The following is an 11,061-nucleotide window of genomic DNA, read 5'->3' as shown; positions in this document are numbered from 1 at the left end:
CCCGCCGCGATCGGCGGCGGCGTCAGGAATTCGGCCGGAGTCGCCGTCATGGCCTCGACGGTGGATTCGTAGGTGTCCATGACCAGGGCGGCTTGCACATCCAGTGCGGCCTTGGCGGCTTCGGCCGCCTCGCCGCTACCGTCCAGATCGCCGCCGTGGGCATGTGCCGCGACGCGCGCGGCATCCACCGCGGCGATTTCGGGCAGGCTCGGCATGGCAAGGGTGGCAACGGTATTGGCGGTGGCGTGTGCGGAGGCCTTGGCCGCCATCGCCGCCGCCTGCACGCCCTGCTGTTCGGCCCAGCCGGTGAAGCCGGCGAGTTTGGTCAGTGCGACGGCGCCGTTGAGGCCGATCATGCCGACACCCAGTTCGGCCATGACCCGGGTGACGGTCGCGGTCGCGTCGACCCACGCCGCCGTCAGCCCACCCCATGCCGTGGCCGCGGCAGCGGCCGGAACGGCATGCGGACCCGCGGTCAGCAAACTCGAGTTGCCCTCGGCGAGCCGGGGCAGCCAGTAGATTCCGGTGATCCCTGCGGTCATTGTCTCTCCCCTGAACGAATGGTGTGGTGAAGGATCGGCGCCGGTCAGAACTGAATGGCGGCGGTGCCGGCCGCGTTGACCGCGTCCTGGGCGATGTAGGAGGCCAGCTGCTGACGCAGGATGGCGGCCGCGTGATGCAGCTCGAGGATGGCCTGCGCGGCCGCGCGGTCGTGGCTGAGAGCGCCCTCGTTCAGATGGGTTGCCGCGGCGACGGATACCTCTTCGGCGCCGGCGGGGACGACGTGGGTGGCCGGACCGCTCAAAGCAGTGGCGGCCGTGAGACGTTCGGCGAGCAGATCGAGTTCCGCCGAGGCCGCGAGGACGACTTCGGGCTGTACACCGAGCAGACCAACCATGACTCGAACTCCTTCTTGTGGCGGCTATGCAAGTGTCGAGGCTGCCCGAGCCTCAGTGCTGTTCCGGCACAGAGAATCCGGCAGACCCGTCGGTGGAACCACGAGAATTCCCCCTACGAGATGATTGGACGCGACGGCCCCCGGTTCGGTTCCCTCGAGTCACGAATCGATTCGACTTTACCCGCTACGCGCGTAAAGACTAGCCCCATCCCAGCTGATGCAGTCGTTCTTCGTCGATCCCGAAATAGTGAGCTATCTCATGGATCACGGTGATGGCCACTTCCTCGACGACCTGCCGTTCGTCGTCGCACATTTCCAGAATCGTGTCGCGGTAGATGGTGACGGTGTCCGGCAGCGCGCCGCCGTACTGACTGTCCACCCGGTCGGTCAGGGCGATGCCGTGATAAAGCCCGAGCAGATGCGGATCCTCGGAATTGCGGGGTTCGATCAACACCACGACGTTCTCGATCGCCTGGGTGAGCGCGGCCGGAATCGTATCCAGCGCATCGCCGACCAGTTCTTCGAACCGGCTCTCCGACATCGACACCGGCATGGCGTCAGCGCTGCGGCGGAATCGGCGCGGGAGCCGCGCCCGGCAGCGGCGCCGGGGTGGAACGCCCGGAACTCGGCGGCGGCACCGGAGCCTGGCCGTCGATCAGCACATCGCCCTTGGCCGCTCCGGTGATCGTCGCGAAACCGTCCTGAGAACCCTTGCCCACCAGGCAGTTCAGCTTGTGGCTGCCGACCAGCCAGCTGCGGGCGTCGAGGTTGTCCCAGAAGATGGTCAGCGTCTTGTTGATCAGCGCGTCCTGGCCACCGAGGTAATCGCCTGCGGCCCGGCCACATTCGTCCTGCATGAACTTGTCCTGATCGGCGTTCGCCGGCGGGCCGCCGTTGAAGTGGGTGCCGAGATCCACCGTCGACATCACCTCGTAGGCGTGCGGCTGGCCGCAGGGGACCGGTTCGTTGGTCGGCAGGTTCTGATTGATGCCGATGCAGGTGCCCGGATCGAAGACGCGGGACTGGTCGCTGTCGCGCACCCGGCCCACGGTCTGCTGTGTGGCGTTGCCCGTGGCGCTCACCAACTGCAGCCCGCACCGGATGGTCCGATCGCCGTTGCGCCAGCCCGGTTCACCCGGGTTGACCATGCCGACCACGAATCGCCCGCGCGGGTCGAGCCGGCCACCGAGGTAGGCGGCCGCGGCCGATGCGCAGTGTTCGTCGCGCAGTTCGCCGAAGCGCAGCGAATCGGGGAAGGCCGAGCCCGGCCCGAATTCACGACCCGGATATTTGCTCAGGTCGATGTCGGCGGTGACCTCGAACAGATGTTTGTCGGCGCAGTTGACCTTGGTCAGATCCAGGGTTTTGGTGCTGGTCCAGGTGAGGCAGTCGCCGGTCTTGGCGGCGCCGAAGGCGGCGTCGGCACGACCCGCGGGCGGTTTGCCCGATCCGGGATCGTGCACCTCCAGTCCGTGCGAACTGCGAAACCCCGAGATGGACAGCGTCACCAGCGCCGCCACCACGGCACCGACGGCGACCGCGAGCAATCCCCACCGCAGCCGATGCGGATGCAACGCCTTGCCATCCTGCCCCAGGCGTTTCCCGGCGCCCGGCAACGGGCGGCGACGTTTGGCCCCGGCACGCCTGCGGCGAGGCGTGTCGGATTCTTCGTTTCCCGGTTCCGGCGCCGCTGGCGCCCCATCGTCGGAGGACATCGCCGTCCATCATGGCAGGCCCCGTGCGAGGCCTGCCACGATCGGTTCGGATTTCACCGGATCCTCAGAAAATGCGGTGGACACCTCCCACTAGGCTGATTGCCCATGATCGACCTCCGATTCCTGCGCGAGAATCCCGAAGCGGTCCGTGCCTCGCAGCGTGCCCGCGGTGAGGACCCGGCGCTGGTGGATGCCCTGCTCGAGGCGGATGCCGCCCGCCGCGCCGCGGTCGCGACGGCGGACAACCTGCGCGCCGAACAGAAGGCGCTGGGTAAGAAGGTCGGCAAGGCGTCCCCCGACGAGCGTGCGACGCTGCTGGCGCATGCGCAGGAGTTGTCGGCGAAGGTGAAGGAGGCCGAGGCCGCCGAGAACGCCGCCGACGCCGAACTCGACACCGCCCACCGCGCGATCTCGAACGTCGTGCAGGAGGGCGCGCCCGCGGGCGGCGAGGACGACTTCGTGCTGCTCGAAACAGTGGGCACGCCCACCGAATTCGACTTCTCCCCGCGCGATCATCTCGACCTGGGCGAGGCGCTCGGACTGATCGATATGGAACGGGGCGCCAAGGTCTCGGGCGCGCGCTTCTACTTCCTGACCGGCTACGGCGCCCTGCTGCAACTGGGCCTGCTGCAGCTGGCCGCCCAACGCGCGGTCGCCAACGGTTTCACCATGATGATCCCGCCGGTGCTGGTGCGCCCGGAGATCATGGCCGGAACGGGCTTCCTGGGGCAGCATTCTGCCGAGGTCTACCACCTCGACGACGACGATCTGTACCTGGTCGGCACTTCGGAGGTCCCGCTGGCCGGCTACCACTCGGGCGAGATCCTCGACCTGAGCGACGGGCCGAAGCGCTATGCCGGCTGGTCGTCGTGCTTCCGCCGCGAGGCCGGCAGTTACGGCAAGGACACCCGCGGCATCATCCGCGTGCACCAGTTCGACAAGGTCGAGATGTTCGTCTACTGCCGTCCCGAGGACGCCGACGCCGAACACCGCCGCCTGCTCGACTGGGAGAAGGAGATGCTCGCCGCGATCGAGGTCCCGTATCGGGTCATCGATGTGGCCGGCGGCGATCTCGGCAGCTCGGCCGCCCGCAAGTTCGACTGCGAGGCGTGGGTGCCGACCCAGCAGACCTATCGCGAACTCACCTCGACCTCGAACTGCACCACCTTCCAGGCCCGCCGCCTGTCGGTGCGCTACCGGGACGAGAACGGCAAGCCGCAGATCGCCGCGACCCTCAACGGCACCCTCGCGACCACGCGGTGGATCGTCGCGTTGCTGGAAAATCACCAGCAGGCCGACGGCTCGGTCCGGGTGCCCGCCGCACTGGTCCCGTTCGTGGGCCGCGAGGTGCTCGAGCCGCCGCGGTGATGATGGCGGCACCGCCGCGGTGATGATGGCGGCACCGCCGCGGTGACTTCGGCCTCGAATCCGGCGGTTGTCACTACTGCTATGCACCGCGTTGTCTAGGCTGGACGGCGTGCGAGGACTCGGGTCTCGCGGCGATACCCGCACGCAGGTTCGGGCGGCATCGGCGCTGGCGACGGCAATGGTCATGGCTCGGACCACCGGGGCGTTCTACGTCATGGGTGGGGTCCTGGGCCTGCTGATCACTGCCATCGCACCGGGAAACGAGGGCAACCGCCCGCTGGTCGGCTCGGCCGCAGCGGTCGCGCTGTTGCTCGGCGTGAGCCTGCTGATCTGGGGTCCTCGCCAGCCGCACTGGGTGCACCACGGGTATGTCGCGGTGGCAACGGTGCTGGTCACCATCGCCGTGCACTGGTTCCCGAATACGGTCGGCGCGATCACGCTCGCCGCCTTCTATGTCTTCGTCGCCGCGGATGCCGCGATCTTCTTCGCCTGGCGGCTGGCCGGGGCGCATGTGGCGTTCGCGGTCGTGCTCTGTCTGTGGGTGGTGCCGTCCCGGGGTCTGCCCTGGTGGTCGGGCATCATCCCGGCCGGAATCACGGTCGGCGTCGGCATCGTGGTCGGCATCCTCACCCGGATGGCCTCGGACGCCGATATCGACACACTCACCGGGCTGTTGAACCGCCGCGGTTTCGATCGCGCGCTCAACAGCGCCATCGGACATGCCGGGCGTACCGGTCAGGGACTCGCGTTGGTTCTGGTCGACCTGGACCGGTTCCAGAAGATCAACGATCATCTCGGCCATCGCGCCGGCGATGCCGTGCTGCAGCGCGTCGGCGACACCTGGTCGAAGCTGCTGGGCCCGGATCAGCTGCTGGCCCGATACGGCGGCGACGCGTTCGCGCTGCTGTTGCCCAACACCACCGAACAGGCCGCGATTCTGCTGACCGAACAGCTGCGTGCCGCGGTCACCACGGGATGTTCGGCGGGTGTCACCTCCTGGCAGCCCGGTGAGTCCGGCTCGCTGCTGGTCAGTCGTGCCGATGTCGGCCTGTACCGGGCCAAGCAGGCCGGGCGCAATCGCACGGTGCTGGAATCGTCGCGGCAGCTGCCGCTGGCGGTCGAACTGCGCGAGGCCATCGATACCGGCGCGCTGGACGTGCACTACCAGCCCATCGTGAGCCTCGGTGAGGACGGCGCCCAGGCGGTCGGTGTGGAGGCGCTGCTGCGCTGGTCGTCCAACGCCCAGCCCGACGTCACGACCGAGGGGCTGATCCGGGTCGCCGAGGAATACGACCTGATCTCCGACCTCGACGAACTGGTCCTGCGGCGTGCGTGTGCGGATGCGGCCCGGCTGCAGGAGACCTTCGCCCAGCTCGATCTGACCTTGAACGTCAACGTCAGCGGTCTCGAATTGGCCGAGACCAACTACGCCGACCGGGTCTCCGGCATCCTCGCCGACACCGGCTGGCCCGCCGACCAGCTCGTCCTCGAGGTCACCGAGAGCGAATTGGCCGCCGAATCCCAGACCGCCATCGCGAATCTGCACCAATTGCGCGACAGCGGCGTTCGTATCGCCATCGACGACTTCGGCACCGGCTACTCCTCGCTGAGCCGGTTGGCCACCATCCCCAGCGACATCCTCAAGGTCGACCAGTCCTTCGTCGCCGCGATCCGTTCCGATTCGCCCGCGCCGCCGCTGCTGGGAGTGATTGCGGCGCTGAGCAAGTCGCTGGATCTGCAGGTGATCGCCGAGGGTGTGGAAACCGAGTACCAGGCGGCGGTGCTGACCGAACTCGGCTTCGCGCTCGCCCAGGGCTATCACTACAGCGATTCGCATCCGGTCTCCGAGCTGATCAGCGATATGAACTCCAACCGGGGCCTGGTCGGCGCCGGGACGACCGATCGGGATTTCGCCGCCAAGGGCTGGGTCCCGGTGGACAACAACGGCTTCGACCCGGAGGGCCTGGGCCATCGGGGCTGACCCGGACCGCCGGGCGATTCGGGTCGCGGCATCGGCTCGCCCGGACCAACTACCGTGGCGGATATGACCGCAGTCCGCGAACGAACCGACGTGCGGCGCTGGATCGGTGTCCTGCTCGGCCTGTGCTGCGGCGCCGGTGTGGCGGTCCAGGCGCGAATCAACGGTGATCTCGGCGATCGGCTGAACGACGGAATCGCCGCGGCCGTCATCAGTTTCGGCTCCGGACTGCTGCTGCTCCTTCTCGTCAGCGGTTTCAGCGGGCGAATGCGTACCGGCCTGGCCGCGATCCGCCGTTCGGTGCACGCCGGTCGGTTGCGGTGGTGGCATCTGCTCGGGGGATTGTGCGGCGCGTTCTTCGTTGCCTGCCAAGGCTTGTCCGTGGCGACGATCGGCGTCACCGCCTTCACCATCGCCGTGGTCGCGGGTCAGTTGACCAGCGGACTCGTCGTGGACCGTCTGGGTGTGGGACCGGCCGGCGTGACGCCCGTGACGCCGGTCCGACTCGGTGCGGCGGTACTCGCGGTCGGTGCGGTCTGTGTCGCCGCCCTGGGCCGCTCCGGCGGCGAATCCGGGGCCGGTGGAGGTGCGGCCTATCTGCTGATCGCGCTGCCCGCTCTGGCGGGCCTCGGCCTCGCGTGGCAACAGGCGGTCAACGGGCGGCTGGCGACCGTCGGCGGGCCCGTGCCGGCCACCACGATCAACTTCGCGACCGGAACCGTGGGCCTGCTGGTGGTGGAGGCGGCGCAGCTCGCTCGGATCGGCTGGCCCACCGGCTTTCCCACCGAACCGTGGCTCTATCTCGGCGGGGCGATCGGGGTCTTCTTCATCGCGGTGGCGGCGCTGATCGTGCGCTGGATCGGAGTGCTCCTGTTCGGCCTGACCTCGGTGTCCGGCCAGCTCATCGGTTCGGTGGTCCTGGATGTCGTCGCGCCGACGGGCGCCCGGCTGTCGACGCTGACCGTCGTCGGCTGCGGACTGACGTTGCTCGCCGCCGCCATCGGCGTCCTCGGGCAGGGCCGCGCAGAACCGGACTGACGGCGATATCGGCGCGCTGCCGCACCAATCAGCGCGCCCGGTCGCTCAGGGCCGGAAGGCGCGAAGTGTGAGCTCCACCAGCGCGTCGGCGTACGCGTCGTCGAGCGGCCCGTACCGCAGCAACCACCGCTGATACACCGGGGCATACAGCATTTCGAGCATCAGATCGAGGTCGGCATCCGCCCGGACCTGCCCCGCCGCCTGCGCGCTGCGTAACCGCTCCTTCTTGGCCTCGTCGACGGGACGCCGCAACTGCCAGTCGTACTGTGCGGCCAGTTCAGGATCGTTGATGATCTCGGTGTTGAGCGCCCGCACCGGTTTCTCGAAGTCCGCATCGGCGAATTCCGCGACCGTCGCTCGCATCACGAGTTTCAGATCCGCTTCGATATCCCCGGTGTCCGGCAGCGAGATGTCCTGCCCGTCGGTTTCGCTCAGGTGCAGGAACGATTCGAAGATCACCGCGCCTTTGGACGGCCACCAGCGATAGATCGTCTGTTTACCGACCCCCGCGCGCGCGGCGATCGCCTCGATCGAGACCTTCCGATACCCGACCTCGGAGATCAACTCGCGTGTGGCCGCCAGAATCGCCCGCCGTGACGTCTCGCTGCGCCGGGTGCTGTCGGGTTCGGGTTTCGCGGTAGCGGACACGCGGTCGACCCTAGCATTTCTACCGAGACGAGACGGTTCGTGTTGACGAGTCGAGACGCGATCACCACACTTGCTCAAGACGAGACGGACCGTCTCATGATGAGAGGATGTGGATATGACCACCGGTAAGACCTGGTTCATCACCGGCGCTTCCCGCGGGCTGGGGCGTGCGTTCACCGAGGCCGCCTTGTATGCCGGTGATCGAGTGGTCGCGGCCGCTCGTGACGTCGAACCGCTACGGGAATCCGCTGTCGCACATCCGGATCGGCTGTTTCCGCTCAGCGTGGACGTGTCGGATCGCCGGGCCGTATTCGAGGCCGTCGAGCAGGCCGTTGCGCTGGTCGGCGAGCTCGACGTCGTGGTGAACAACGCGGGCGGCATGCTCTACGGCATGGTCGAGGAGGCGACCGAGGACCAGATCCGCGCGCATCTGGACGTCAACTTCTTCGGCGCGGTGTGGGTGGTCCAAGCCGTGCTGCCGCGGCTGCGCGCACAGGGTCACGGCCGCATCCTGCAGGTCACCTCGATGGGAACCGCCGGCGGTATGGCCGCCGTCGGCTACTACGGCGCCGGGAAGGCGGCGCTGGCCTCACTGACCGAAGCGCTGGCGATGGAGGTCGAACCCTTCGGAATCAAGGTCACCAACCTGGAGATGGGCGGTTACGACACCGGCCTGTTCACCGCGGGAACGACCGCCACCGCGGCCCTGCCGCACTACGAACCACTGCGCGAAGAACTCGCACGCATGTGGGGCGACGAATCCGGTCCGGCGCCGAGTTCGGCAGCGCCGGTGATCATGAAACTGGTCGAACTGGAGGATCCGCCGCGACGTCTGATCGTGGGCGGCAACTCGTTCGATCAGGTCGCCGACCTCTATGCGGCGCGCTCCGACGGTTATCGAGCCTGGGAGTCGCTCAGCCGATTGGCCCCAGGCTGATGGGCGGACGGGTGAACTATTCGTGCAAACCTGAGCCGTCCGTGCGGAAATCCGCTCAGTCGTCCCGGGTTTGCACGAATAGTTCGCCCTTGTTCACAACTTGCGGGAACGAAGTTCGTGCCCCTTGGACGTCTTGCACCGCCCGGTCTCCAGATCCCACTGCCAGCCGTGCAGATTACAGGTGAGGGTATTGCCTTCCACCACACCGAATTTCGACAGATCCGCCTTGAGGTGCGGGCATCGGCGCTGCACCTCCCACCCGGCCAGCTCACACGAGGCGGAATCGTCGTGCGCCTCGGCGAACCAGCCGTCGGCATAGGCGATGCGCTCGTCGGTGAGGCATTTGAAGAAGGTGTAGAGGAATTCGTTGTAGCCGCCGATTCGCCACGCCTGGAAGCGGGTGGACAGGAAGATGGTGTTCACCCAGTCCGGCTCGTTGTCGCGCAGCACGGTGCGCACCAGCTGCGGGGCGATGCGGAACCCGTAGCGGTACTTACCTTCTCCCTCGATCGGCCCGCGCACCAGCCGCTTCGGAAAGTCGAGGACCACGGTTTCCTCGCCCATCACCAGCCCGACCGGATAGCCGATACCGTCGCAGATCAGATCGCTCTGCGCCATGATCGGTTCGAACAGCTCCTTGAGCCGAGGCAGCAGCGGGGTACCGTCTTCGGTTGCCCAGGAAGCCTTTTCGCGCTCCAGCACCGGTGCCATGCGCTGCGCCATCCGCTCGATGTAGCCGGCCTTGTCGTCGTAGATCTCGGCCGGGTCGAACGGATGGGTCAGATCCAGTTCCTTACCCCGCACATCGGCGACCGAACCCGGAATCATCAGCACCCCACCGGAATTGCCGTGGATGCGCATCTGCTCCAGGAAGACCATCTGGTCCGGGAAGATATTGCCGTTGTCGGCGGAGTAGCGGTTCTCGCCGTCGTCGTTGAGGTAGCGCAGCTCGTCGTCGAGGAACACCGGCGGTCCGGCCGAGGGCACCACCCAGGTGGCCCCGACCTGCTCGATATAGCTGCGCGCACGATCCATCCCGCGCTGGCGCTTCTGCTTGCCGAAGTTCGCCTTGGTCTTGCTCGGGATGTCGTAGACCATCGGGTACCAGATGGCGCCCGAATACTGCAGCAGGTGGATGTCGATATGCCCGAACTGCTCGTGCAGGACGTCCATATCCACCGGCCGCGCGTCGTTCATGTTGAAGCACACGGTCTCGCGATCGGAGACGACCAGACCCGAATCACCGATCGGCCCGTCGGCCGGCGCCCGCAGCGCGATGATCATGATGTCCAGTTCGTGCCCGTCCCGGCCGGTGATCGTGTGCTTGACCGAGTTCTGGGTCTCGAAGAACGTGTGGAAGCCCAGCTTCTCCAGCTCGCGCTGCAGATCCGGCACCGGATAGTCCGGCAGCAGAACGGTGGCGTCCTTGTTCACGTGATCGAGCAGATTCTTCGCGTCGAAGTGGTCGCGGTGCAGGTGCGAGACGTAGAGGAAATCGCAGTTGCCCAGCTCGTCCCAGTCCAGCCCGGTGTTGTCCGGGAACGGGACCCACGACGCGAAATAGGCCGGATTGACCCACGGATCACAGAGGATCGTCCCGGCCGCGGTGCGGATGTGGAATCCGGCATGTCCGACGCTGGTGATCTGCACGAAGAAGTCCCTCCTGAACCCGGCTACCAGCCACCCAGGGTAGCGGTTGAACGGGCTTGTTCGGCCTCAGGGCCGCTATTGCCTCGGTCGTCGCACCGGCGCAGTGTAGAGGTGCACGGTGGCGCCACCGGGGCGCTGCCCCGAGTACGGAGGAAGGGACCGTGTACGCACGTTCTACGACTATTCAAGCCAATCTCTCCGCCATCGACGCCGGAATCGCGCATATGCGCGACGAGGTGATGCCGGCGCTGGAGGACATGCCCGGCTGTGTCGGGATGTCGTTGCTGGTCGACCGCCGATCCGGTCGCTGCATCGCGACGAGCTCGTGGGAGTCCGAGGACATGATGCGCGAGAGCGCCGATCGGGTGCGCTCGCTGCGTGATCGCGCCGTGCAGGTGTTCGGTGCCGGCGAAGCGCGGGCCGAGCAGTGGGAGGTCGTGGCCATGCACCGTGACCATCGCACCCGCGCGGGCGCGTGCGCCCAGCTGACATGGGCCAAGGCCGAGGGCGGGTTCGGCGCCGCGGTCGACACCTACAAGTCCGTGGTGGTCCCGCAGGTGGAGCAGATGCCGGGGTTCTGCAGCACGAGCCTGCTGGTCGATTGGGCCGGCGGGCGCGGGGTCGCATGCGAGACGTTCGACAGCTACGAGGCGATCGAACGCAACCGCGAACGACTCGCGACGTTGCGCCGCGAAGGCACCCGCCGAGCCGGCATCGATGTGCTCGACGTCGGAGATTTCGAGATCGCGCTCGCCCATCTGCGCGTCCCCGAACTGGTCTGAGGCGTACCCCCATTGTCACGTCGGGATGTTGCGGTTACCGGGCTACC

11 protein-coding genes are annotated in these 11,061 nt (G+C 67.3%); 5 read left to right on the top strand and 6 right to left on the bottom strand.

What is annotated here, in order from left to right; all coding sequences use genetic code 11:
* The 4 genes from NN2_RS25150 to NN2_RS25135 all read right to left on the bottom strand — a co-directional run.
* The coding region (locus tag NN2_RS25150) for a PPE domain-containing protein (RefSeq protein ID WP_156511462.1) at positions 1-542 on the bottom strand (542 nt) is incomplete at its 3' end.
* Between the two features lie 44 nt (positions 543-586).
* Positions 587-898 (bottom strand): PE family protein, encoded by a 312-nt coding sequence (locus tag NN2_RS25145; protein WP_030516766.1) that lies wholly within the window; start codon positions 896-898, stop codon positions 587-589.
* Positions 899-1,097: 199 nt separating this feature from the next.
* On the bottom strand, positions 1,098-1,451 hold the full coding sequence (locus NN2_RS25140) for a metallopeptidase family protein (protein WP_063016452.1): 354 nt from the start codon (positions 1,449-1,451) through the stop codon (positions 1,098-1,100).
* Positions 1,452-1,455: 4 nt separating this feature from the next.
* Entirely contained in the window at positions 1,456-2,613 is a 1,158-nt protein-coding gene (locus NN2_RS25135; RefSeq protein ID WP_082857244.1) for a septum formation family protein, read from the bottom strand.
* A 105-nt stretch (positions 2,614-2,718) separates the two neighbouring features.
* On the opposite strand from NN2_RS25135, the gene serS reads away from it, so the two are divergent.
* The 3 genes from serS (at position 2,719) to NN2_RS25120 (ending at position 6,997) form a co-directional block, all read left to right on the top strand.
* A complete protein-coding gene (gene serS, locus NN2_RS25130) occupies positions 2,719-3,981 on the top strand; it encodes a serine--tRNA ligase (RefSeq protein WP_063016448.1) in 1,263 nt (420 codons plus the stop codon).
* Positions 3,982-4,090: 109 nt separating this feature from the next.
* Positions 4,091-5,962 (top strand): putative bifunctional diguanylate cyclase/phosphodiesterase, encoded by a 1,872-nt coding sequence (locus NN2_RS25125; protein ID WP_227463015.1) that lies wholly within the window; start codon positions 4,091-4,093, stop codon positions 5,960-5,962.
* Between the two features lie 63 nt (positions 5,963-6,025).
* A complete protein-coding gene (locus NN2_RS25120) occupies positions 6,026-6,997 on the top strand; it encodes a DMT family transporter (RefSeq protein ID WP_063016457.1) in 972 nt (323 codons plus the stop codon).
* 45 nt (positions 6,998-7,042) lie between these two features.
* Here the strand turns inward: NN2_RS25120 and NN2_RS25115 are convergent, their stop codons facing one another.
* The gene (locus NN2_RS25115; protein WP_063016445.1) at positions 7,043-7,645 is read right to left on the bottom strand and encodes a TetR/AcrR family transcriptional regulator; all 603 of its coding nucleotides are present in this window, start codon (positions 7,643-7,645) and stop codon (positions 7,043-7,045) included.
* A gap of 115 nt (positions 7,646-7,760) precedes the next feature.
* On the opposite strand from NN2_RS25115, the gene NN2_RS25110 reads away from it, so the two are divergent.
* Positions 7,761-8,582: an SDR family NAD(P)-dependent oxidoreductase gene (locus NN2_RS25110; protein ID WP_063016443.1), complete on the top strand. Its 822-nt coding sequence runs from the start codon at positions 7,761-7,763 to the stop codon at positions 8,580-8,582.
* Positions 8,583-8,675: 93 nt separating this feature from the next.
* Here the strand turns inward: NN2_RS25110 and NN2_RS25105 are convergent, their stop codons facing one another.
* Positions 8,676-10,232: a Rieske 2Fe-2S domain-containing protein gene (locus NN2_RS25105; protein WP_063016441.1), complete on the bottom strand. Its 1,557-nt coding sequence runs from the start codon at positions 10,230-10,232 to the stop codon at positions 8,676-8,678.
* A gap of 161 nt (positions 10,233-10,393) precedes the next feature.
* Here NN2_RS25105 and NN2_RS25100 point away from each other — a divergent pair, with 161 nt between their 5' ends.
* On the top strand, positions 10,394-11,014 hold the full coding sequence (locus NN2_RS25100) for a hypothetical protein (protein WP_063016439.1): 621 nt from the start codon (positions 10,394-10,396) through the stop codon (positions 11,012-11,014).
* Positions 11,015-11,061: the final 47 nt, after the last annotated feature.

Origin of the sequence: Nocardia nova NBRC 15556 (genome assembly GCF_001613005.1) — a bacterium.
GTDB classification, from domain to species: domain Bacteria; phylum Actinomycetota; class Actinomycetes; order Mycobacteriales; family Mycobacteriaceae; genus Nocardia; species Nocardia nova.
This window is presented reverse-complemented; position numbering and strand designations above follow the sequence as displayed.